Genomic DNA, 22842 nt, shown 5'->3' with positions numbered 1-22842 from the left:
TACTCGAGCAAATCTCCGTGGGTTCGCCGATGGGACGTCGCTGGTCCCGTCGCCCTTGTACGGTGACCGAATGGAGCATGTCGAGTCGTCGTTCACCGGAGTCGACGGAACCCGCATCGTGTACGACGTCTGGACGCCCGAGGGCACGCTGACCGGGGTTGTCGTGCTGGCACACGGCTTGGCCGAGCACGCCGGGCGATATCGGCACGTCGTGGACAAGCTCGGTTCGCTCGGACTGGTCGTCTACGCGCCCGATCATCGCGGCCACGGACGCTCCAGCGGCAAGCGAGTCGCAGTGAAGAAGTGGTCCGACTTCACCGACGATCTGCACACGCTGTTCGGTATCGCGGCACGCGAGCATCCGAACAGTCGCACTTTTCTGCTGGGCCACAGCATGGGCGGTGCCATCGCGCTGTCCTACGCCCTCGATCACCAGGTCGACCTCGACGGGCTGATGCTGTCCGGCCCCGCGGTGGTTCCCAGCATCGGGCAACCGAAAGCGCTGGTGGCGGTGGGCAAGATCCTCGGACGCTTCGTGCCGTCTGCCCCCGTCCTGAAACTCGACCCCAACCTCGTCTCACGCGACAGGGACGTCGTCGAGGCCTATGTCGCCGATCCATTGGGCTATCACGGCAGTGTCTCGGCGGGCCTGGCTGCGGCGCTGCTCGGCGCCGGGGACAGCTTCCCGGCGCGGCTACCGTCGCTGACGATTCCGATTCTGCTTCAGCACGGCACCGCGGACCGATTGGCCGACGTGTCCGGCAGTGAACTCATCGCCGAGCTCGCCGGATCCGAGGACCTGACCTTGAAGACATACGACGGGCTGTTCCACGAAGTGTTCAACGAACCGGAGAAGGACCGTGTTCTCGGCGACCTGGTCGACTGGCTGCGGCCGCGTGTGCAGGCCGACGCAGTAAGTTCCTGACGGATCTTTCGACGAAGGGGTACGGCTATGGCCAGGCGAGCACTCGTATTGGGCGGCGGCGGAGTCGCAGGTATTGCGTGGCAGACGGGTGTCCTACTGGGATTGGCGGAGTCCGGAGCCGACATCACCGACGCCGAGATGCTGCTGGGCACCTCGGCCGGATCCTCGGTTGCAGCCCAGCTCTCCAGTGGAGCCTCGCTCACCGAGTTGTTCGAACGTCAAGCTGACGAAACGAAGCAGGACGACGAGCCCCATGCCGAGGCGACCATCGACGAATTGGTCGCCATGCTGGCTCGAGCCGCCCAGAATTCGGACGGTAGCGCCATCGACACTCGCCGACGCATCGGTGCCGAGGCGTTGGCGGCCTCGACGATCACCGAACGTGAGCGACGGGCGATCATCGAACGACGATTGCCCTCGCATTCGTGGCCCGACCGCGATCTGCGGATCGTGACGGTCGACGCCGTGACCGGGCGGCATCGAGTGCTCGATCGTGGCTCGGGCGTCCAACTGGTCGATGCGGTGGCCGCGAGCTGCGCCATTCCGGGGATGTGGCCGCCGGTGACCATCGGTGATCACCGCTACGTCGACGGCGGAATCCGCGCGAGCGAGAATGCCGATCTGGCAGTCGGTTTCGAGAAGGTGCTGGTACTCAAGGTCGGTGCGCTCGACCTCGAGGACGACCCCTTCGAGGTCGAACGCGGGCGATTGGTCAAGGGCGGATCGAAGGTGGAAGTGATAGCCCCCGACGCCGATTCGACGTCGGCAATCGGGCCCGACGCCACTGATATCGCCGTGCGGTCGGCTGCAGCGGTGGCCGGGCGCGCGCAGGGCAACGCCGTCGCCGAGCGCATCGCCGAGTTCTGGGCCGACTGAACGGGCCGTCAGCCGAACAGCGCGGACCCGTTGCCCCAGCACACGGCACGAACCCAGTCGTCGCCCAGATCGAGTCTGCGCACCGCCTCGAGCGCATGGAGATACGGGTACGGGATATTCGGATAGTCGCTGCCGAACAGAATGCGATCCTGCAGATCGAGCAGGCGCGGCAGCTCGGACCTGGGAAGCGGTGCCGCTGCCTCCGCGAAGTCGGTGAACGCCATCGTGGTGTCCAGCCGAACGTTCTCGTAGCGATCGGCCAGGTCGAGGAAATCGACGTACTCGGGCATTCCCATGTGCGCGATGATCAGCGGAAGCTTCGGAAACCGTTGCAACAGCTCGGCAATCGGATCCGGCCCGGTGTGGGAGCCCGGTGCAGGACCGGAACCGCAGTGGATGACGACGGGAACGGCAGCGTCCGAGACTGCGCCCCAGACGCCGTCGAGTAGTGGGTCGTTGGGCGAGTAGTTCCCGACCTGGATGTGGGACTTGAAGATTCGCGCTCCGTCAGCGAGCGCGCGCTCGACGTATTCGGTGGCTCCTTCCTCGGGGTAGAAGGTGGCGGTGTGCAGGCAGTCGGGGGTGCGCGCCGCGAAATCGGCACCCCAGGAATTGAGCCAGGCCGCCATCGACGGCTTGTGCGGGTAGATCATCGAGGTGAACTTCCGCACCCCGAATCCTCGAATGACCTGCAGTCGTTCGTCTTCGGCGAAGCGGTACGAGATGGGCCAGACGCTTCCGGTGAGCGGGCCTGCACTGTCGAAGTAGCTCCAGACCTTGTCCATCACCTTCTTGGGCATGAAGTGGGTGTGGACGTCGAACAGTCCGGGCAACGACAGCTCGTTCCAGAAGGCGACGATACCTTCGGTCTCCTCCGCGAGTTCTGCGTCGGAGCGCGGTTGCTCACCGTGCGACATGGGCGTCGAACCACTGCAGCGTTGTGGTCCAGGCGTCGGCAGCGGCCTCGGCGTCGAACACGGCAGGCCGCGCGTCGCAGTGGAATCCGTGTTTGCCGTGTGCGTAGCGGGTGATCTCGGAAGCGACCGGTGCCGTGGCGGTGACCTCGCGCAGGGTCTCGACGTCCTCGGGCGCAATGCCCTCGTCCAGGTCTCCGTAGAACCCGTGCCAGGGTGTCTGGAGCGCCTCGCCCACCGACGCCATGGCGGGATAACCGAAGCGGCCCTGCGTGATCCCGCCGCCGTAGAACGTCGCTGCCGCACCGAGTCGCCGTCGTACCGCGGTCTGGAACGCGACGCTGCCGCCCATGCAGAAGCCGACCACGGCGATCGACGTGGGCTCGAAGCCGAGTTCGGCGAGTGTGCTCGCTGCCGCGTCCACATCGGCGTCGACCTCGTCCGCTTTCAGTTGCCCGATGGCCGACATGGCCGAATCCATGTCCGAATACGGCACCACGGTTGTGGCCTGCCGATGAAACAGATGCGGTGCGACAGCAGCCCAACCGGCCGCCGCGAGACGACCGCAGACGTCGATGATGTGGTCGTTGACGCCGAAGGCCTCCTGAACGACTATCACGCCGCCGCGTGCGGGTCCGTCGGGCTGGACGACGGTGAGAGGAGTGGAGTTCATCCTTCGATTGGAGCACAAGCAGGAGTGGAGCCTGCGGAACGACCCGGTGTCAGGCCCCTGGGTGAGGCCAGTAGGGGCTCGAGTGCTGCGGTTTTGTACGGTGGCGGGCAGGGAACGATCCCGACCGAGAGGACCATCATGCGCGCGGTACAGATCTCCAGTCTCGACGGCCCGGAGTCGGTGACGGTGGTGGACATCGCCGAGCCTGCGGTCGATGACGGGTCGGTGGTCATCGAGGTCCATGCGGCGGGCGTCGCTTTTCCCGATGCACTGCTCACCCGGGGTCTGTACCAGTACAAGCCGGAGTTGCCGTTCGTTCCGGGCAGCGAGATCGCCGGTATCGTCCGCTCGGCCCCGGCGCAGTCCGGTTTCTCGGCGGGCGATCGTGTCGCGGCGCTGACGGGATTGAGTGACGGTATGGCCGAGGTGGCGGTGGTCGCGCCGAATACTGTGTTCGCGTTGCCGGACGCGGTGTCGCTCACCGCGGGGGCGGGTTTGCTGTTCAACGACCTGACGGTGCATTTCGCGCTTCGTGAGCGCGGTCGGCTGGCGGCGGGCGAGACGGTGCTGGTGCACGGCGCGGCAGGCGGCATCGGCACCTCTGCGCTTCGGATGGCTCCGGTACTCGGCGCGTCCCGGGTGATTGCTGTTGTGAGTTCGGAGGCCAAGGCGGACATCGCCCGAGCTGCCGGAGCTACCGATGTCGTGCTGCTGGACGGGTGGAAGGACGCGGTCAAAGAACTGACCGGCGGACGGGGCGTCGACGTCGTGGTCGACCCGGTGGGCGGTGACAGGTTCACCGACAGTATTCGCTCGCTTGCGCCGTCGGGTCGAATCCTGGTGTTGGGCTTCACCGGTGGCGAGATACCCACGGTCAAGGTCAACCGGTTGTTGCTCAACAACGTCGATGTGGTCGGCGTCGGCTGGGGTGCGTGGTGGATGACGCGGCCCGGCTATCTCGCGACCCAATGGGCCGAGATCGAACCGCTGCTCGCCGACGGTTCCCTCGTCGCTCCCGAGCCGTCGGTGTTCCCGGCTGCAGATGCTGCTGCTGCCATCGCGTCACTGGAAAATCGCACTGCGGCAGGAAAAGTGGTTCTCGACTTCACTCGGTGATCGCGTCGAGCCGTGTGGCGTCAGTCGGGTAGTTCGATGCCTTTCGCCTCGGCCAGGGTCGCGATCTCGGTGGGAAAGACATTCTTGAACACGAAGGGGTCGGTGCCCAGAGCCCAGTTCGGGGCGAGTTCGATGGCGTATCTCTCGAAGTAGCCGAGTTGTTTGGCCACCAGGATCAATTCCTCGGGGCTCGACGTCTTGTATTGCTTGCCCATGCTGACCAGCGCGCGGATGAAGTCCGCCAGGCTGAAGTGCGCGAGGGTCGTCGAGAGCATCGGGGCGAACACCGACTGCAGGATGGCACCGACCTCTGCATCCGAACCCATTTGTGGTGCAACGATTCCCAGGCGTTTGACCGTGCCTGCGAGTCTGCTGAAGTCGCCGTCGATCACGGTGGCGTGAAACAGGTCGAGCAGCAGCGCTCGCCACTGCTCGTCCACCTCTCCCATGACGCCGAAGTCGAGGAACGCCACACGGCCGTCGTCGAGCACCCATACATTGCCTGCGTGCACGTCGCCGTGGAACAGGCCGTGCAGCACGAGCGCTTCCATCCAGACCTTGGCGGCGCGCCGGACGATGAGCTCGGAATCGTTGGCCTGTCCGGGTTCACAGCGATCCAGCGGCGAGCCGTGCATGCGTTCCATACAGATCACGCGTCCGCCGCAGTAGTCGAGGAACACTTCGGGGGCGGTGACGTATCGGTTGTCCCCGAATGCCCCGATCGCTGCGCGAAAGCTGTCCTGCCGCTTCGCTTCCACGGCGCTGTCGAGTTCGGCGAAGGTGGCGGCGTGCAGGTCGACGATGATGGCCGACGCGTTGGCCGTGGTGAAGAACGGAATGAACTTCTCGAGTCCACGGGCGATGAGATACGCGATGCGCAGGTCGATCTTCATGCGGTGGTAGATGCCGCGTCGCTGCACTTTCATGACCACTTCGCGTCCGTTGTCGCGGCGCACGCACAGATGCACCTGAGCGACCGACGCGGACGACAGCGGAACGTCGTCGAAGGAGGAGAACAGTTGGTCGATCGTGCGGCCCAGGTCCGCCTCGATCACCGCCCGTGCCTGCGCCCCGGGGAAGGGCGGAACCTCGTCGAGGCAGCGCAGGCAGGTGTCGGCGAGAACCTTGGGAAACAGCCCCGGTGAGGACCCCATCAGCTGCCCGACTTTGACGAAGGTGGGACCGAGTACGAAGAATGCGTCGACCACGGCCTGCGAGGCGTGCACCGGCCAGCCGCGCCGAGGTGCGCGTATCCAGCGTCCGATCGCGATGAACTGGAACAGTGTCAGCACCGCCCCGATGACGACGAGGCGCAGTAGCTCTCGGATTCCGAAGGTCTTCAGCTCGGGTGCCGGTTTCGGTGTCGCGTCGTCGGGGGTCATGCGTGCGCTCCGGCGGGCACTCGTACGGCCGAGGCTTCCAACCGCGACAACAGACGTTCGAACCTTCTGTCGTCACCCGATGCGCGTGCGAGGACCAGCGCACCCTGGATGCCGGCCACGATTTCCTCGGCGAGTTCGGGGGCGGACTCGCCGTGTCCGAGGCGACGAAGGACCGGGGTGAGTGCTTCGATCCAGTGTGCGAAATGTGCTGCGACGCGGCCCGAGAACGCAGCGCGCTCCAGTCCCAGCGTGAAGGCCCCGAATACGCACACCAAGCGGTTGGAGCGGAAGTACCGGGACGTCTGTACGAACATTTCGTGCGTGGTGGATGCGGCATCGGTACCGCGGCGGAGCGGCTCGAACACGTTGTGCTGAAACCACTGCTCGACATCGTCGAGGACGGCCTCGGCCATCTCCTGCTTTCCGCGCGGAAAGTAGTGGTAGAGACTGCCTTTCCCCAGGCCGGTCTGCCTGCTGATGACGGCGAGGGACGAACCGTCGAACCCGTGGTCGCGGAACACTCCTGCGAGTATCGGCACCACGTCGTGGCGATCGCTCATGAGGCGGTACTGTACCAATCGGTACACGCCCGGTGTATCCGGGTGCGGAGAGAGAGCACACTGCTGTCGTGAAGAGAACTACTGTCCTGGCCGCCGGTGGATTTCTCCTCGGCGGGGTCACCTACCTGGCCGCCGAAACGATCGCCGCGCTGGGGTGGTCGGGCCGGTCGTACAGCTACGCACGCAACAACATCAGTGACCTCGGCATCCCGGACATCTCACGGTTGCACGCGGTGATGAACACCGGGTTCGTGGTCGACGGCGCATTGTTCGTCTTGGCGGGCCTGGGATTGTCGATGCTGTTCGAGGGCCGGGCGCGGTGGGTCGTGTCGGTGACCTCTGTGGTGCACGGCGTGGGCAGCATCGTCGTGGGTCTCGCGCACGCCTCGGTCGACGGAGCGTCGACTCCGCACGCCGCTGGAGCGGGCATGGCCATCATCGGCGGCAATCTGGTGCTACTCGCTGCCGGCCGGTACGGCGGCCGCGCCGGGGCTCCGCGCTGGTACACGGTGGGCAGTGCCACGGCCGGGGTTGTGGGCCTGGCCGGTCTGGCCCTGTTTCTCGCCGACACCGGCATCCTGGGCGGCGGAACGTTCGAACGGATCTCGGTGTACACCATCATCGGCTGGGAAATCGTCACCGGCGCACTGATTCTCATCGAGCGCCGCCTATCGAAAGCGCGGTGACTCCTTCGCGAGAAAGGCGCGCACGCCCTCCCTGCCGTCGGGGGAGCCGAATGCATCCTCGAACACCGGTAGCGCCCGTCGCGCGGGTTCGTGGGTCGACTCACCGAAGGTGAGGGCAAGAGCCAGCTTGTTCGCGTGCACTGCCGAGCGGGATTTGCCGGCCAGCACCCGCGCGAGGTCCAGCGCCACCGACAACGACGCCCCACGAGGTGCCACCCGGTTGATCAGACCCCACTCCAGTGCAGTCTCGGCCGAGATGGGCTCGCCGAGCAGTACGAGTTCGGCGGCGCGGGCCTGACCCACCCGCCGCAGTGCTCGCATGGATCCGCCGCTGCTGGGGATCAGGCCCAGGTCGATTTCCGGAAGCCCGAGCCGAGCGCCTGCGTCGGCGACGACGAAGTCGCAGCACAGCGCGAGCTCCAGCCCGCCGCCCAACGCGAAGCCGTTGATCGCGGCGACCGTTGCAAGCGGCAGATCGGCCAGCAATTCGAGGGTGGCGTTCTCCAGATTGCTCTTGCTTGCGAGCACATCACCGTCGTGCTGCATCCCGGGCATTTCGGAAATGTCCGAACCGGCACTGAACGCCCGCTCACCGGTGAGAACGACCGCCCGAACCGCGGTGTTCTCGGCCAGTTCTTCCAGCATGCCGCGCAATCTCCGCGTCGCCGGACGGGTCAGTGCATTGACAGGAGGATTTCGGAGCGTGATCTGCGCGACGGCGTCGTGCGGAAAGGACAGGACGGGGGAGGGCTCTGCGGGCATACACCACACCGTAGAGCGTTGACCAGGCGATTGGGAGACTGCCGGGATGGCATGTAGCGTGGTGGATACCCGACGCGGGGTGGAGCAGCTCGGTAGCTCGCTGGGCTCATAACCCAGAGGTCGCAGGTTCAAATCCTGTCCCCGCTACTACGCAGGTCAGGCCCGACATCACCGATGTCGGGCCTGACCTGTTTCTGCCTCAGGGTTGCAGTCTGAATTGCACCACGGCCGTGACGTTCTCGATCGCGTCGTCGAGTGCAGTCTTGCGCGCGCGGACGTTCGGCGCAGACAGGATGTCGAGTCGATCGGACTGACCCATAGGAATCAGTGCGGCGAGTGACCAGATCTTCTCGGCGGCCGAGATCGGTAGGCCGAGAAAGTCCGGAAAGCCCGGGCTGGCAATGTTTTCCGTGGCTTCGAGCTGGCCGATCAGCTCGTACAGGTCCTCGACTCGTGCCCAGGTGGTGTCGAATTCCGTATCGTCGATCATCGACTCGGAGTCCTCGTCGTGCCACGGTCGCACGTCGGCCAGGGGGTAGGGATCGTCCGGCAGCCAGGCGTCGATCCTGATCCGTTCGCCGCCGACGCATTCGAGTAGATATCGTCCCGAGCCGATCGCCTCGTGCCCGATGATGTGGGCGGTCGTCGCCACATCGTGACGAACGTCGCCGCCGCCGGCCTCGTGGCCCCGCGCGATGAGTACCACTCCGAAGCTCGGGTCGTCCTGCTTCAAGCATTCGTGCACCAGCGCTTGGTACCGCGGCTCGAAGATGTGCAGCGGCAGGTGTTCGCCCGGAAGCAGCACGCTTCCGAGCGGGAACATCGGAATGACGCTCACGGGCGCTGCGAGGGCATGACTGCGGGGGTGATCTCCGCCGGGGCGTTGTTCTCGGTTCGATTGGCGTCCAAGAACTCGCTCAGCAGGCGGAAGAAGAAATCCGGCTCGTCGAGCTGAGGAAAGTGACCGGCATCGGGAAATATCTCGACGCGACTGTTGGGAACCTCACGTCGGATGTTGTCCGCATGCTTGGCCGGAATCATTCGATCCTTACCGCCCCAGACGAGCAGCGATGGAATCGACTCGAACTTGTCGAAGTGCTGCTTGGCGCTGACGGTCTGACCACGCGGGCCAACCACCGCTCGCGTCGACGCCAGGAACGCGTCGCGGGTGGAGCGGTCTGCGACCGACCGGAACGAGCGCCAGGTCTCGGCCATGCTGGGCCCTGGCTTCACCGGCACGCCCCACCTGCCCAGCTGGGTCAGGACGCCCTCGGTGTTGTTGCGGAACCAATCGGACGCGAGCAGCGGCAGTACCAGCTCGCTGCCCGGCAGCGTTGCGGCTTTGAGGAGCAGGCTCACTTCCCGCCCCAGACCGCCGCTGCTGACCAGCGCGAGGCGATCCACCCGCTCAGGGAACAGATATGTCAGCTGCATGATGATTCCGCCGCCGAGCGAGTGGCCGACCATCGGGGCCGAGTCGATATCCAGGTGATCCATCAGATCGCGAACGGTGGCCGAATGCGAGCTCAACGAGTAGTCACCGGAGGGCTTGTCGGAGTCGCCGTGCCCGAACAGATCGGGTGCGATGACCCGGTACTCGTGCGACAGGCGCTCGAGCTGTTCGCCCCAGGATTTGTGTGATCCGAGCAATCCGTGCACCAGAATCACGGGCGGACCGTCGCCGATGTCGACGTACCGCAGGACGTCCTTGTGTAGTTCCACGGACTGCAATTCGTACGATGAACTCATTGTCGACCTGCCTGTCGGGGTGGTTCGGGCGTGTCGCAAGGTGGCGTGTCGTGTGGTTCGGCCTGCCCGCGGGTTCGAACGTACAAGCCGTACCGCCGCTGTGACAGACCACGCGGGTGCCGTCTGTGCTTCAGCGCCCGCTGTCGACGGTGTCGTCGATGATCTTGGCCAGTTCCTCGGCCATCGGTTCGCCCAGCATGTCGACGTGATCGCCGGAGATGTCCACGAAAGTCAACTCTCCGTGAGCGACCGTCCGCCACGACCGAGCGTCCCTGACGTTGTCTGCTGTGCGAACCACGGTCATGGAGCCTGACCATGGCGTCGGCACGTGCTTGTTCAGCGCAACGTACCCGATGCTTGCGAAGACCAACCATTCCATGGTCGTGGGGTACCGCAGCAACCCGGCGAACTGCATCCGAAGCCACAGGGCAGCGGTGCCGATGCGGCCGAGATGGAAACCCGCCTCTTCACGTGTCTGTGCCGGTGGGGCGGCAGGAACCTCGGTGCCTCCGGGCAACTTGTCCAGCAAGTGCCGGAACAGTCGAGTGTCGAGCAGGAGCAGATGCGGCGAGCCGAGGCCGCAGTCGCGGATTCTCTCCGCCATCGCGATGGCGATCCAGCCGCCGAGCGAGTGGCCGACGAGATGGAACGGCCCTTCGGGTGCAACGGTCCGAATCGCGTCGACGTATCGCTTCGCAGTTTTTCGCACCGTTCGGTCCGGTAGTCCACGCTTGCCCCTGCCGTGTGCCTGCAGCGCGTACACCGGGTGGTCCTGGTCGATGTGCTTGACGAGATTGAGGAATGCCAACGCGCCCACACCAGCTCCGCCGATCAAGAAGATCGGAGCCTTGCTGCCCTCGGTGCGCAGAGGCACCAGTACATCGTGTTGTCCGGTTGTGCGCCGACGAGCGGTGGCCGCCTCGCGCAGTCGAGTATCGACCGTCTCGGCGAGAGTCCGGACAGTGGTCGCCGCGAACATGTCTTCCGCTGTGAGGTCGACCTTCAATCCCTCACGTAGTCGGGCCAGCATCGCCGTGGTGGTCAACGAGTTGCCACCCAGGGCGAGGAAATCCTCGTCCCGGCCGATGGAATCCAGCCCGATGGCGGCTCTGGCGGCCTCGGCCACGATGTATTCGGTGGGGCCGACCGCGGTGCGTTCGACGCGTCGGTCCGCCGGCTCGGGCAGCACGCCGCGATCGAGCTTGCCGCGTTCGTTGCGGGGCAACGAGTCGATCGCGATGATGTGCGTGGGCACCATCCATTCCGGCAGGGTCCGGCGCAGCGATGTTCTGATCTGGCCGACGGAGGGACGCTTGCCGGACTGGGCCGAGCACACGTAGGCCACCAGATCGATGTCGGTGCCGACGCGCCTGCTGATCACTGCAGCGTCGCCGATCTCCGGTAGTGCCCGGAGAGCTGCTTCGATCTCGGCTGGTTCGACCAGATACCCGCGGACCTTGACGGCGTCGTCGATGCGCCCGGCCAGGTGCAGTATGCCGTGTTCGTCGAGTCGTCCGAGATCGCCGGTGCGGTACCGGAACTGGCCGTCGCCGAGTGCAGTGAATCTTTCGGAGTCGAGCCCCGCGTCGCCGAGGTAACCGTCGGCCAGGCACGTCGCGGTGACCTGGACTTCGCCGATCGCGTGGGGCCCGCACAGCGAGCCGTCCGCGGCGAGAACTTCGACGAGCTTGCCGGGGACAGGTTTTCCTGCAGGCAGGAAACCGGACGCGGGTGCTCGCTCGGGCGGGAAGGCACTGTAGGCGACACCGCCGGCCTCGGTGGTCGCATACCAATTGACCAGTGTCGCTGGGGTTTCGATTCGTCGGCGAAAGTTCTCGACGTCGTCGGAATGCAGCGGCTCCCCGTAGGTGGTCACCATCCGCAGGCTGGGTGCGCTCACGCGCCCGGAGACGGGTTCGGCGGCGGCGAGTGCCCGCAGCAGTGATGTCGAACAGTGCAGGGTGGTCAGGTCGCCGTCGGTGATCCACTCGATGGTGCTGGTCGGGATGCCCGACCGCGGGTCGCGGCAGGAGACGCGGGCCCCGCTGAGCAGCCCGGCGAACAGCGTGTTCAACCCGGCACCGAAACTGACCGGTAGACAGTTCCCGACGCGGTCGAGCGGGCTCAGTGACAACGCGGTCGCAACCTCGTAGGCCTTGGTCAGGCACATGCGATGACTGATGATCACGCCCTTGGCGGTTCCGGTCGACCCGGACGTGTAGTTGATCACTGCAGTGTGGTCACCCGACAGGGTCGGCAGTGGGACGCACGAGTCCATGGCCGCGGCGACGGTAGTGGCGTCGATCGGGGTTGCGCCTGCCTGGTCGATGATCGCGGCGCGGCGTTCCGCGGGAAGCATCGGGTCGAGTGGCACGAGCGGGTGGCCCGCGGCGACGATCGCCAGCATCAGCACGATCGAACTCGCGGTTTCGTCGGTTTCGACTGCGAGCGGACGCGAGTCGGTGGGAAACAGTGTGGCGAGTTTTCGCGCCTGCGAGTATGCGCGGTGGAGGAGCTCGTCGAAGGTGAGCGACGTGTCGTCCGAGGACAGCGCAACGGCGTTCGGGAGTGCGTGCGCCACTTCGCGGTAACGATCCATCAGCGTGTCGCGGCGCTCGGGACGACACAGTGGGGCCAGCGTCAGACGGGTTGGCTCATCGATGTCTTGAATCGACATGATTCTCCTTGCACGAGCCCGACCCGCGTTGCCAGAGTTGGTTTGAGCCGTCTCAAACCTACTTGAAGACTTTTTTACTCTTCAAATGTAGACGGCGTTCACCTTTTCGTGCAACCCGAAAACCGGACATTCCGCAACAATTCGGCATCGTTGCGTAATGCCCGGTCTGCTCAGAGCGGCAGGTCAGAGATCTGCGATGGCCTCCAACGGCCGGGTGCGCGCTGCTCGTACTGCGGGCCACAGTGCGGCCAGCACTCCGACCACGGCGGATCCGAACAGCATCGACACCACTTGACCCCAGGGCACGGACATCGATCCGAGGCCTTCGTCGCGTAGCGTCTGCACGAATCCCCACCCGAATGCGATACCGAGGACGACGCCGACAATCGCGCCGAACAGGGCGATGAGCAGTGATTCGAGATAGATGATGCGCCGAACCTGAGGTCGCTGCATCCCTATCGCCCGCAGCATGCCGATCTCCCGGCGACGCTCCACGACGGACAGGGCAAGGGTGTTGACGATGCCGAGCACGGCGATGACGACAGCCAGCGCCAGCAATCCGTACAGAACGGCGAGCAGGGTGTCGATCTGCTGCCCCTGGCTGCCCTTGAACTCGTCGACGTCCTGAACCTGGACGACGACGAACGGCTTGGTCGCGGCCTCGAGCTCGGTGCGGAGCGTACTCAGGTCTGTTCCAGGCGCAGCCTTGACCAGAACCAGGAGGTCGGATCGGGTGATGGACGGCGTGACCTTCTGGTAGATGTCACCCGACACGATCCAACTTCCGATCAGCGGATTGTCGGTGAAGATTCCGGTGACGGTGACCGGAACCGAGGCTCCGTCCACCGTGTCCAACGTGACCTGGGTTCCGATGGTCCATCCGCGGTCGGCGGCCTCGGACTGCGATACCGAGAAGCCGTTGCTGTCGAGGTCCGCGGTGCCCTGGACCATCGACAGATCCAGTAGACCGTCGGGGGAGCCGTCGATGGCGGCTCCGAATTCTTCCTGGCCTGCGATCGAGACGAACACCGGGTGAAGGACGGCTGTGCGTTCCACACCCGGCACCTGTTGGGCGGCTGCGGTGGCACCGGTCGGAACACCGATCGACTGCGGTCCCGAGAGGATGTAGTCCGCCTTGACGCCGGTATCGACGAGCGAATCGACACTGGCTTTCGCGGTGGATCCGAGCACGCCGATCACGGTGACGAGCATGAGGCCGAGCATCAGAGCGAAGGCGGTGGCCGCGGTGCGACGCGGGTTGCGGACCGAGTTGGTTCTGGCGAGTCGTCCGATCGCTCCGAACGGGCCGGTGATGACGGCACCGAGCGCCCCGACGATGGGCCGTGACAGCGATGGTGCGGCCAGTGCAGTCGCGACGATGAGGGCAACCGCGCCTGCGCCGACGGTTGCCGCTGCCACTCCGCCCGTGGACTGCGCACCGATCACCAGTGCGGCCGCGCCTGCGACTCCCAGTCCGATCCCCACGAACGTGCGGGTGCGCAAGCTGTCGCCCGCGGAGGCGAACTCTTCGCGCATCGCCGCGACCGGCGGAATCTTGGCCGCCCGCCGTGCGGGTGCGTACGCGCTCAGGACGGTGACGATGACGCCGACCGCGAACGCGACGACGACGGTGCGGGGCTCGAGTACCAATGATCCCGACGGCAGACCCAGATCGAAGGCGTTGAGCAGTGCGCGCAGACCGTAGGCGAGACCCACTCCGCCCACGAAGCCGAACATGCTTCCGATGACGCCGACGACGAGAGCTTCGAGGACCACCGATCGGCTGACCTGGCCACGGCTGGCCCCGATGGCGCGAAGCAACGCGAGCTCGCGTACTCGCTGGGCGACGATCATCGAGAACGTGTTGTAGATGATGAACGTGCCGACCAGCAGTGCGATGCCGCCGAATGCCAGCAGGAAATAGTTGATGAACGAGAGCGCTGTCTGGACCTGCGCCTGAGTCTCGGCCTGCACGTCCGCGGCCGTCTGGACTTTCAGGTTCGGTAGTGCCGCGGCGATCTCGTCCCGCAGATCACTCTGGGTCAGACCCTGAGCGGAAAGGTTGTTGCCTGCGACGTCGATGTACTGCACATGGCTACCGTCGGTGAACAATTCGTTCGCCTGGCTCTGTACGAACTGGACCCCGATGAAGCCGCCGGTTTCAGTTGCCGTGGAATAGATTCCGGCAATCGTGATATCGATGATGCCCTTGGACGGCACCAGCACCCGGGCGGCGTCACCCACCTTCAGGCCGGCTCGGTCGGCCCCGCCGGAATTGATCGCCACCTGCCCGGGTGCAGTGGGAGCCGAACCGTCGACGAAGGTCTCCGGATCCCCGAGCCGTTGGTCGTCCGGGAGGTACGACTCGCCGATGGTCGGTGCGCCACCGGACTGAACAGCGGCACCGTCGGAGCCGAGAAGTACGAGCTGGCCCCCGACGTACGGCGACACCGCGCGCACGTTCGGCAGGGCCGCGATCACGGCGATGTCCTCGTCGGGGACGCCACTCGAACGCGGGTCCTCGGGGCTGACTCGAACGTCTGCGCCTTGGGCGGTATCGGCGAACAGTGACGAGAACGTGCGCTGAAGGGTGTCGGTGAAGACGAACGAACCGGTGACGAACGCAGTGCCCAGGACGACGGAGAGCACGGTCAGTGCCAGTCGAACCTTGTGCGCAGCAAGATTTCTCAGCGACACCTTGCGCATGGGATTGCCCGAGGTCGTGCTCGGAACCTTCTTGGAGGCAGATTTCCTGGAAACGGAGTGCGCCATTATCGGACCGTCTCGAGCTTCTTCATCCGCTCGAGCACGGCGTCGGCGGTGGGCGAGTTCAGCTGGTCGATCACGGAACCGTCGGCGAGGAACACCACCCGGTCGGCATAGCTGGCCGCGCGCGGATCGTGTGTGACGATGACGACGGTCTGTTCGAATTCGTCTGCGGCAGTGCGCAGAATCGAGAGTACCTCGCCTGAGGAGCGAGAATCGAGGTTACCGGTGGGCTCATCGCCGAAGACGATGTCGGGTCGACCGGCCAGCGCGCGGGCGCACGCCACTCGCTGCTGCTGCCCACCCGACAGTTCGCTGGGGCGGTGATCGAGGCGATCGCGCAGGCCGAGGCGGTCGACAACGGTGTCCAGCCATCCTTGATCGGGGGTGCGGCCGGCGATATCGAGTGGGAGTGTGATGTTCTCGAGCGCGGTGAGGGTGGGCACCAGATTGAATGCCTGGAACACGAATCCGATTCGATCTCTGCGTAATCCGGTCATCTCCTTGTCGGACAACGCGGTCAGTTCGGTGTCGCCGATCGTCACCGTCCCCGAGGTCGCGGTGTCCAGGCCGGCCAGACAGTGCATCAGTGTGGACTTTCCCGAACCCGACGGGCCCATGATGGCGGTGAATTCTCCGCGCGCGAACTCGACGCTCACCCCGGACAATGCGTGTACCTGGGTGTCCCCGGAGCCGTAGACCTTCGATACGTCGACCGCGCGTGCGGCAATGTCGCTCATAGGGTCCAGTGTTTCAGTGTTCTGTGTCGGTCGCTATCAGGGGAGACCCTGAACACGTCCCTATGATGGGCGTCATGCGCATCGGAGCACACGTCCGCGACAGCAGCGACCCTCTCGGTACGGCCGAGGCGCTCGGAGTGGACCTCGTCCAGATGTTTCTCACCGATCCGCAGAAGTGGAACAAGCTCGCCCCGCACCCGCAAGGCGAGGCGCTCAGGACCGGCGACGTCGATGTGGTGGTGCACTCGTCGTACGTCCTCAATGTCGCGAGCTTGAACAATCGAATTCGCATTCCGTCCCGCAAGGCCGTCGTCGAGCAGGCTGCTGCCGCGGCCGATATCGGGGCCATCGGTCTGGTCGTCCACGGCGGTCATGTACGCGAGGGCGAGGACACCGCCAAGGGAATCGACAACTGGCGCAAGCTCTTCGAGCGGCAAGCCGAGCAGGGCGGCTTCGCGGTGCCGATCTTCGTCGAGAACACCGCGGGAGGGGACTCTGCCATGGCGCGGCACTTCGACGATATCGCCCGACTCTGGGATGCAATCGGCGAATTCGGTGCCGGTTTCTGCTTGGACACCTGCCATGCCTGGGCCGGGGGCGAGGACCTGGTGGACGCGGTCGACCGCATCATGGCCATCACGGGACGGATCGATCTGGTGCACTTGAACAACTCGCGCGACGACTTCGACTCGGCCAGGGACCGGCATGCGAACCTGGGCACCGGAACCATCGATGCCGAGATCCTGACTGCCGTCGCGATGGCGGCCGACGCTCCGGTGATTCTCGAGACGCCTGCCGAAGGGATCGAAGACGACGTCAGGCTGCTGAAGAGCCTCTGACGTCGGCCGGCGTGGCCGCCAGGTGGTGTATGGCTGTCGACCACAGCCTGAGCAGTTCGTCGACTCCCTGCAGGCCGCCGGCCCAGCTCACCCGCGCCGCAGCGGTACCTGCGTCCGTCGCGACGAGGTCGATCTCGATGGTGTGTTCGCCGCTGGGCTCGCGAGGCGCGCCGTCTCGCACGAGGATCTGCGCGCCGCCGCGCGCGGCCAGCATCGGATAGTTGCGGGCCAGCGCATAGTCACGTCCGGCGTTCGGTACCGAGTCCAATCGCCGTGCGACCTCGTCGACGAGGCGCTGGGGGTGAGAAGACATCGCGAGAGCGTCGGTACCGACGGCGGGGAGGCGGATCGGGTGAACGGCACCCGTGCCGTAGAGATCGAGATCGACGAGCACGCCTGCCGAGGAGCCGCGGTGACTGTTCCGCTGCCACGTGCACACTGCCGATCCCAGGGCCGCCAGCAGCAGGACTCGGCGCGGACCGTGGGGTAATGCGAGAGTCGTCGAGTTCCACTCGGGTAGCGCAGCGTGGCGACCGAGCAGTGGCCTTTCCGCGGGCGTCAGCACCGCAACCCAGTACGGAACCTGTTCGGCAACCTCTGTGCAGAGGGTGCGGCCGAGCTCGGCCGGGCTGATCGTCTCGCGCTGCCCGAGTTTGAGCGGTGCACACACGGTCACGCCGAGGAACCCCTTCCGATACGAATTGTCCTAGCCTTACCTAATTCAGACAGGCTAGCTCGAGTCGGAATCGGTTGCCAGAACACCCCGACTGAATCGGGTCAGTCGGCCGCGCGCAGCACAGGAATGCCGGGCGCGATCGGCAGCGTCCCGGTCTCGAGATCGGCGAGCAGGCCCTCTGACCAGGTCAGCAGACCGGCGACGTCGAGACGGTGCGGAGGGTTCGATGCGAAGCCGACGAGGCGGTCGTGCCCCTGCCGGAGCAACGAACCGGCACCGACGCGGTTGCCTCGAAGCAAATGGGTCAATCCCACGGCGAGTTGGGCAAGGCCCTGCCACAACTCACGCTCCTCGTCGGGGCAGCTCTTCCACGTCGCTTCGAGCACCTCGTGCGCGTGGAACGGCATGTTCGCATCGAGAAAGCGCTGAGCCTCGACGATGGCAGCTCCGGGCGGTAGCCGAAGATCCTCGGGTACCCGAGGTGTTCCCGATCCGCCGCGGGCGAGGGGGCGCCCGAGACCGTCGCGAGGCCGTGCATTGAGCGGTTTACCGCGCGCATCGCGCTCGCGTTCGGCCATGGCGGACACCCTAGTGGGCGAGCACCTCCCGTGGTGGTGCTACCTCCGGTTCACCGTCGTGACGACGAGCGCACGGTGACGAACCCGAGGGCAGCGAGCGCCGCAGCCGAGGTCGCGACCATCGTCGTGGACACAGCGATCGCGTCGTTGCCGAGTGCACCGACGATCGGTGCGACGATCGCACCGAGACCGAACTGAGCAGCCCCGAGCAATGCGGCTGCACCACCTGCCGCCTCGCCGTGCCGAGACAGCGCGAGCGCAGGCGCGTTGGGCATCACGAAACCGACGGCACCGAGTACGAACCACAGCGGAATGACGAATCCGGCCATGCCGCCGATCCCCGCGACCGCGAGCACAGCCATGACAGCACCGGCGACCACCGCGAAGGACAGTGCGGACAACACGATCTGCACCGGGGCGAAGCGTCCGAGCAGAAGGACGTTGACCTGGGAGGCCCCGATGAGGGAGATCGCACCGGCGGCGAAGACGATGGCGAACTGCTGCTCGTCGAGGCCGAACTCCTCCTGCAGGACGAACGAGGACCCGGCGATGTAGGCGAACAGCGACGACATCGCCAGTGCGGCGACGAGGACGAGTACGACGAACTCGGCGTCGCGCAGCAGTGAGCGGTAGGTCCGCAGCACCGGCATGACGCCGCTGGCGCGGCGACGCTCGGGCGGCAGGGTTTCGCGCAGGGACACTATCGCCAAGGTCATCAGTGCGACACCGATGACGGCCAGCGCGGCGAAGACGAGGCGCCACGATCCGACCAACAACACGGCCCCGCCGAGCGAGGGTGCCAGCACCGGGGCGACTCCCATGACGAGCATCAGGCGAGAGAGCACGGTCGCGGCGGCCCGACCGGTGAACAGATCCCGCACGATGGCCATCGCGACAACCGCTGCGGCCGCAGCACCGAGTCCCTGTACGACGCGCAAGCCACCGAGAACGGCGATGTTGGGAGCCACGATGCAGAGAACGGAGGCGAGGATGTGCACGCCGGTGCCGACGATGAGCGGCAGGCGTCGACCGACGATGTCCGACAGCGGCCCGATGACCAGCTGCCCGAGGGCGAGACCGATCAACGTACCAGCGAGGGTGAGCTGCACGGCCGAGGACGGGGTGTTCAGATCCTCGGCGATGGCAGGCAGCGACGGCAGGTACATGTCGATCGTCAGGGGACCGAGGGCGATGAGTGCGCCGAGGACGAGGATTACACGCAGTCGTTCTCGAGATGTCGGTTCGGTAGCGGGAGCCGACATGCCCGTCACGGACGTGTCTGGTGCCGAGTTCTCAGGTGCTGATGTATTCGGTGCTGGGGCCACCAGAAGTTCAGCAATCGGGCGGCCGGTTCTGTTCCCGTTGCTGACTACAACTTTCGTGTTCTATGCCACCGCGTCGGACAGGACCGTCAGCTTCTCGACCTCCTGGCTGGTCAGAGCCAGGGCCGGCGCATCGAGCAGGGCAGGCAACTGAGAAATCCTGCTGGCGCTGGCGATCGGCGCGGTGATGCCCGGGCGCGCCAGCAGCCAGGCGAGGGCGACGGTCGATATCTCGGCCGAGCGAGACTCGGCGATCTCCCGCAGACCCTGCACCACATCGAGACCGGCATCGGAGAAGTAGCCGCTGGTCAGTCGTTCACGCTGCTTGCCTGCGAGGTCTTCTCGGGTGCGGTACTTACCCGTCAGGAACCCGGCCGCGAGAGCGAAGTACGGGAACACCGCCAACTCGTTCTCGACGGCGAGGGTCTGCAACACACCCTCGTAGTCGTGGCGCGCGACCAGGTTGTAGTGCGGTTGCAGCGCGACCGGACGCGCGAAGCCGTGCTCTTTCGCCAGCTCGAGCCACTCTCGCACACGCGCGGGAGAGTAGTTCGAGATGGCGACGTAGCGGATCTTGCCGGCCTCGATCAGTTCGTCGAACGCGGCGAGGGACTCGACCAGCGGGGTCTCGTCGTCGTCGTAGTGCGCGTAGTAGACGTCGATGTGATCGGTCTGTAGCCGCGCCAGCGACGCGTCTGCCGCGGCACGGATGTTGTCCGGGGCGAGTCCGCGGAACTCGGGATGTCGGCTGACCTTGGTGGCGATGACGACCTCGTCGCGGTTGCGGCGCGCTCTGGTCCAGTTGCCGATGATCGTTTCGGATTCGCCGCCGGAGTTGCCGTCGGCGAACGCGGAGTAGGAATCTGCGGTGTCGACGAAGTTGCCGCCGCCTGCGGTGAAGGCGTCGAGTATCTCGAAGGACGCGGCCTCGTCGCTCGTCCAGCCGAAGGTGTTCCCGCCGAGGGTGAGCGGAAAGATATCCAGATCGGAATGTCCGATGGCAACCACGAAGTACTCCTTACGTCGGCGAACAACTCGACTGTACGAGGGAGTGCGGGCTCAGTGCCACGTGTGATCCACCAGAGCGGTGCGCGGGCCGAACTTCGGCTTGGTGGCCTTCCCGCTGAGGTACAGCAGGCGAATCGCGCGATGCCGATGCGGGGCCAGGGGCTGCAGATACTCAACCATTTCTGCGTCGTCGATCGGCCTGCCCAACAGTGACCAGCCGACCACCGCAGCGAGGTGATAGTCGCCCACCGAGAGTGCATCGGGATCTCCGAGGGCGCGTTGTGCGGTCTCGGCTGCGGTCCAGATCCCGACGCCGGGGATCGCTCGGAGCCTGCGCGCAGCGTCCTCGGGCTTCATCTCCGATGCTTCCTCCAGGCGCCCGGCCGCCTGCGCGGCGCGGACGATGGTCTTGGACCGAGCCGGGTCGACGTTGGCGCGGTGGTAGTCCCAGGACGGAATGCGCCGCCACACGTCGGGCGTGGGGAAGACGAACATCGGCTTCGGGGTCGGCCCCGGTGCCGTCTCGCCGAACTTGCTCACCAGATACCGCCACGAGCCGAACGCCGAAAGGCCGTGTACGCGTTGCTCGATGATCGCCGGAATCAGGGCCTCGAGGACCAGTCCGGTGCGGCCGAGGCGCAGGTGCGGCAACTGCCGGTGTGCTTCTCGCAGAATCGGATGCTCCGGCTCGAAGGTGGCCGCGTCGTCGTCGCGGCCCAGCAGCGCCGGTGCCGCGTCCAGCAATTCCGGTGCGCCTGGCCCCCACGCTCGGGCCTGCACGCTGGTGGGCGAGGACTGCAGCAAGCGGTACGTCACCGGGCCCGAGCTCATCCTCGACGTGCGCCAGACGGCACCGTCCGTTGTCGACTCGTAGGTGGGGTCGCCGCGGCCCCGGCGCAGTGGCGACAGGGACATCCGGACGTCGATTCGCTGTTCGAAGGTGATCAGGCGGGTGAGGCCGTCCGGATCGGTACCAAGGGACGAGGCGTTCTCGGGCATGTGGTCGGGTCACCTCCGTCGCAGTCGTGGCCGATGGGTTCGAGAGTCCCTGCCAGGGCCATAGTCAACACCCTTGCAGACCGGGCCGCACGTGTCCGTCGGCTGCACCGACCCTGCTTCTGATCGACCGTCCACCTGCTTCGCTACGATGCGGTGTGATTGCTCGCAGATCGGCGAGAGTGTTCGAGCGCACCGTCGTTGCTCCGATCTCCTCGTCGGCGGCGAACGCCGCCGCCCGCGTGGGACAGGAGTCGTCGTGACCCGATCGACCGAGGGGTCCTCGCCCCGCGCAACGGCGTCGAGTGCGACTGCATTCGTCGGTATCGCATTCGCGTTTGTCGTCGCGATGATGGGCACGACGATGCCGACCCCGCTCTACGCACTCTACGAGGTCGAATTCCACTTCTCCGTCTTCGTCGTCACCCTCGTGTTCGCGGCATATGCCGCCGGTGTGATCGGGGCGTTGCTGGCATTCGGTCGTTGGTCCGATTCGATGGGTCGACGCCCGATGTTGCTGGCGGCCATAGCGTTCGCAATGGTCAGCGCCGTAGTGTTCGTGTCCGCCGGCTCGTTGACGGCATTGTTGATCGGCCGCGTGCTCTCTGGAATCTCCGCCGGAATCTTCGTCGGTACCGCGACGGTGACACTGATCGAGCTGGTACCCGAACAATGGCGAGATCGCGCGTCCGCGATCGCCACCGCAGCGAACATCGGCGGCCTCGGGCTCGGTCCGTTGGTAGCCGGAGTACTCGTGGAGTACCTACCGCAGCCGCTGAGACTGACGTTTTTCGTCGACATGGTTCTGCTCGTCGTCGCAGCAATCGCGGTGTTCCTCGCGCCCGAGACCGTGCGGGTGCAATCCGGCGCTCGGCCGCACCTGCAGCGATTGTCCGTTCCACCGAATGTGCGCGGCAACTTCGTGCGCGCCTCGATCGGAGGGTTCGCCGGCTTCGCGGTACTGGGCTTGTTCACTGCCGTCTCACCGGGTTTCGTCGGCGGTGTGTTGGGGATCGGCAATCATGCCGTCACGGGGATCGTGGTGTTCGCGGTCTTCGCCGCCTCGGCGACGGCGCAGATATCGCTGCGCGCCGCCGATCCTGCGTCGGCGCAGCGGTGGGGATGCGCGATACTGCTGCTCGGTCTGATGCTTCTGGCCGGATCACTGTTGCTGACATCACTGGCGGTTCTGGTGGCGGCGGCGCTGGTCTGCGGCGTCGGACAGGGCCTGACATTCAGTAACGGCATGGCCGCGATCGGTGCCGAACTGCCGCCGCACCGTCGGGCGGAGGTGACCTCGACCTTTTTCGTGGTGCTGTACATCGCGCTCTCGCTACCGGTGATCGGGGCAGGGGCAGTGGCGACCGCGTGGGGTCTGGTGGCGGCGGGAGTGGTGTTCGCCGCAGTGACAGCGGTGCTCGCGGCGGTTGCGTTCGTGCTGTTGACCATCGATGTGCGCAACTCTCGGGCCACTTCGTCCTGACCGAGTGACGATGCTCGGATTCCGGCCTTCGTTCCGCCGCGATATCGCTGTTGCGCTTGCCGAGTACGAGGTAACCGAGGACTTCTCTTTCCCGACGGTCATGGGTGCACAGCC

At 65.8% G+C, this 22842-nt stretch carries 21 protein-coding genes and 1 tRNA gene; 7 read left to right on the top strand and 15 right to left on the bottom strand.

Features of this window, described 5'->3' with window-relative positions:
- Positions 1 to 70: 70 nt before the first annotated feature.
- Both ACOQFP_RS17995 and ACOQFP_RS17990 read left to right on the top strand, forming a co-directional pair.
- Entirely contained in the window at positions 71 to 925 is an 855-nt protein-coding gene (locus tag ACOQFP_RS17995; RefSeq protein WP_206487304.1) for an alpha/beta hydrolase, read from the top strand.
- Positions 926 to 952: 27 nt separating this feature from the next.
- Positions 953 to 1801 (top strand): patatin-like phospholipase family protein, encoded by an 849-nt coding sequence (locus ACOQFP_RS17990; RefSeq protein WP_206487306.1) that lies wholly within the window; start codon positions 953 to 955, stop codon positions 1799 to 1801.
- 8 nt (positions 1802 to 1809) lie between these two features.
- Here the strand turns inward: ACOQFP_RS17990 and ACOQFP_RS17985 are convergent, their stop codons facing one another.
- Both ACOQFP_RS17985 and ACOQFP_RS17980 read right to left on the bottom strand, forming a co-directional pair.
- On the bottom strand, positions 1810 to 2718 hold the full coding sequence (locus tag ACOQFP_RS17985) for an amidohydrolase family protein (protein WP_421585074.1): 909 nt from the start codon (positions 2716 to 2718) through the stop codon (positions 1810 to 1812).
- Positions 2705 to 3388 carry a dienelactone hydrolase family protein gene (locus ACOQFP_RS17980; protein WP_421585073.1) on the bottom strand — a complete coding sequence of 228 codons (684 nt, stop codon included), beginning with the start codon at positions 3386 to 3388 and terminating at the stop codon, positions 2705 to 2707. Before ACOQFP_RS17980 ends, ACOQFP_RS17985 begins: the two co-directional genes overlap by 14 nt.
- Before the next feature lie 138 nt (positions 3389 to 3526).
- Between ACOQFP_RS17980 and ACOQFP_RS17975 the strand changes: the two genes are divergently transcribed.
- A complete protein-coding gene (locus ACOQFP_RS17975; RefSeq protein ID WP_341243726.1) occupies positions 3527 to 4504 on the top strand; it encodes an NADPH:quinone oxidoreductase family protein in 978 nt (325 codons plus the stop codon).
- Positions 4505 to 4524: 20 nt separating this feature from the next.
- Here ACOQFP_RS17975 and ACOQFP_RS17970 read toward each other — a convergent pair whose 3' ends face one another.
- A complete protein-coding gene (locus tag ACOQFP_RS17970; RefSeq protein ID WP_341243727.1) occupies positions 4525 to 5886 on the bottom strand; it encodes an AarF/UbiB family protein in 1362 nt (453 codons plus the stop codon).
- The gene (locus ACOQFP_RS17965; RefSeq protein ID WP_206487395.1) at positions 5883 to 6446 is read right to left on the bottom strand and encodes a TetR/AcrR family transcriptional regulator; all 564 of its coding nucleotides are present in this window, start codon (positions 6444 to 6446) and stop codon (positions 5883 to 5885) included. Before ACOQFP_RS17965 ends, ACOQFP_RS17970 begins: the two co-directional genes overlap by 4 nt.
- Positions 6447 to 6514: 68 nt before the next feature.
- Between ACOQFP_RS17965 and ACOQFP_RS17960 the strand changes: the two genes are divergently transcribed.
- On the top strand, positions 6515 to 7132 hold the full coding sequence (locus ACOQFP_RS17960; RefSeq protein WP_206487393.1) for a DUF998 domain-containing protein: 618 nt from the start codon (positions 6515 to 6517) through the stop codon (positions 7130 to 7132).
- On the opposite strand, the gene ACOQFP_RS17955 is transcribed toward ACOQFP_RS17960, so the two are convergent.
- Complete coding sequence (locus tag ACOQFP_RS17955) at positions 7115 to 7894, bottom strand: enoyl-CoA hydratase/isomerase family protein (protein ID WP_421585072.1); 780 nt, start codon at positions 7892 to 7894, stop codon at positions 7115 to 7117. The two genes, ACOQFP_RS17960 and ACOQFP_RS17955, sit on opposite strands and share 18 nt — an antisense overlap.
- A 73-nt stretch (positions 7895 to 7967) precedes the next feature.
- On the opposite strand from ACOQFP_RS17955, the gene ACOQFP_RS17950 reads away from it, so the two are divergent.
- Positions 7968 to 8041: transfer RNA gene (locus ACOQFP_RS17950), tRNA-Met, on the top strand.
- Between the two features lie 52 nt (positions 8042 to 8093).
- On the opposite strand, the gene ACOQFP_RS17945 is transcribed toward ACOQFP_RS17950, so the two are convergent.
- From ACOQFP_RS17945 to ACOQFP_RS17925, 5 genes are all read right to left on the bottom strand, one after another.
- Entirely contained in the window at positions 8094 to 8732 is a 639-nt protein-coding gene (locus ACOQFP_RS17945) for an LON peptidase substrate-binding domain-containing protein (RefSeq protein ID WP_421585071.1), read from the bottom strand.
- On the bottom strand, positions 8729 to 9643 hold the full coding sequence (locus ACOQFP_RS17940) for an alpha/beta fold hydrolase (protein ID WP_421585070.1): 915 nt from the start codon (positions 9641 to 9643) through the stop codon (positions 8729 to 8731). The genes ACOQFP_RS17945 and ACOQFP_RS17940 overlap by 4 nt, the downstream gene beginning before the upstream one ends.
- A gap of 130 nt (positions 9644 to 9773) precedes the next feature.
- Positions 9774 to 12320 carry an alpha/beta fold hydrolase gene (locus ACOQFP_RS17935; RefSeq protein WP_421585069.1) on the bottom strand — a complete coding sequence of 849 codons (2547 nt, stop codon included), beginning with the start codon at positions 12318 to 12320 and terminating at the stop codon, positions 9774 to 9776.
- A 183-nt stretch (positions 12321 to 12503) separates the two neighbouring features.
- On the bottom strand, positions 12504 to 15026 hold the full coding sequence (locus tag ACOQFP_RS17930; RefSeq protein ID WP_421585306.1) for an ABC transporter permease: 2523 nt from the start codon (positions 15024 to 15026) through the stop codon (positions 12504 to 12506).
- A gap of 65 nt (positions 15027 to 15091) precedes the next feature.
- On the bottom strand, positions 15092 to 15826 hold the full coding sequence (locus tag ACOQFP_RS17925; RefSeq protein ID WP_206487379.1) for an ABC transporter ATP-binding protein: 735 nt from the start codon (positions 15824 to 15826) through the stop codon (positions 15092 to 15094).
- Between the two features lie 74 nt (positions 15827 to 15900).
- Between ACOQFP_RS17925 and ACOQFP_RS17920 the strand changes: the two genes are divergently transcribed.
- Positions 15901 to 16665, top strand: coding sequence for a deoxyribonuclease IV (locus ACOQFP_RS17920; protein WP_206487378.1), 765 nt, complete (start codon positions 15901 to 15903; stop codon positions 16663 to 16665).
- On the opposite strand, the gene ACOQFP_RS17915 is transcribed toward ACOQFP_RS17920, so the two are convergent.
- The 5 genes from ACOQFP_RS17915 to ACOQFP_RS17895 form a co-directional block, all read right to left on the bottom strand.
- Positions 16643 to 17341 carry a hypothetical protein gene (locus ACOQFP_RS17915; RefSeq protein WP_421585068.1) on the bottom strand — a complete coding sequence of 233 codons (699 nt, stop codon included), beginning with the start codon at positions 17339 to 17341 and terminating at the stop codon, positions 16643 to 16645. The genes ACOQFP_RS17920 and ACOQFP_RS17915 overlap by 23 nt on opposite strands.
- 101 nt (positions 17342 to 17442) lie before the next feature.
- Positions 17443 to 17919, bottom strand: coding sequence for a DUF309 domain-containing protein (locus ACOQFP_RS17910; protein WP_421585067.1), 477 nt, complete (start codon positions 17917 to 17919; stop codon positions 17443 to 17445).
- A 50-nt stretch (positions 17920 to 17969) separates the two neighbouring features.
- Positions 17970 to 19181, bottom strand: coding sequence for a multidrug effflux MFS transporter (locus tag ACOQFP_RS17905; RefSeq protein ID WP_206487371.1), 1212 nt, complete (start codon positions 19179 to 19181; stop codon positions 17970 to 17972).
- A gap of 123 nt (positions 19182 to 19304) precedes the next feature.
- Entirely contained in the window at positions 19305 to 20249 is a 945-nt protein-coding gene (locus ACOQFP_RS17900; RefSeq protein ID WP_421585066.1) for an aldo/keto reductase, read from the bottom strand.
- Between the two features lie 51 nt (positions 20250 to 20300).
- Positions 20301 to 21248, bottom strand: a complete 948-nt coding sequence (locus ACOQFP_RS17895; RefSeq protein WP_421585065.1) for a DNA-3-methyladenine glycosylase family protein — start codon at positions 21246 to 21248, stop codon at positions 20301 to 20303.
- Between the two features lie 256 nt (positions 21249 to 21504).
- Here ACOQFP_RS17895 and ACOQFP_RS17890 point away from each other — a divergent pair, with 256 nt between their 5' ends.
- Positions 21505 to 22728, top strand: a complete 1224-nt coding sequence (locus ACOQFP_RS17890; RefSeq protein ID WP_421585064.1) for an MFS transporter — start codon at positions 21505 to 21507, stop codon at positions 22726 to 22728.
- The last annotated feature ends 114 nt before the right edge of the window (positions 22729 to 22842 follow it).

The sequence above is a fragment of the Rhodococcus sp. MALMAid1271 genome, assembly GCF_049195265.1.
Lineage (GTDB): Bacteria > Actinomycetota > Actinomycetes > Mycobacteriales > Mycobacteriaceae > Rhodococcoides.
The sequence above is the reverse complement of the archived record's forward strand: the minus strand, read 5'-3'. Positions and strand labels throughout refer to the sequence as shown.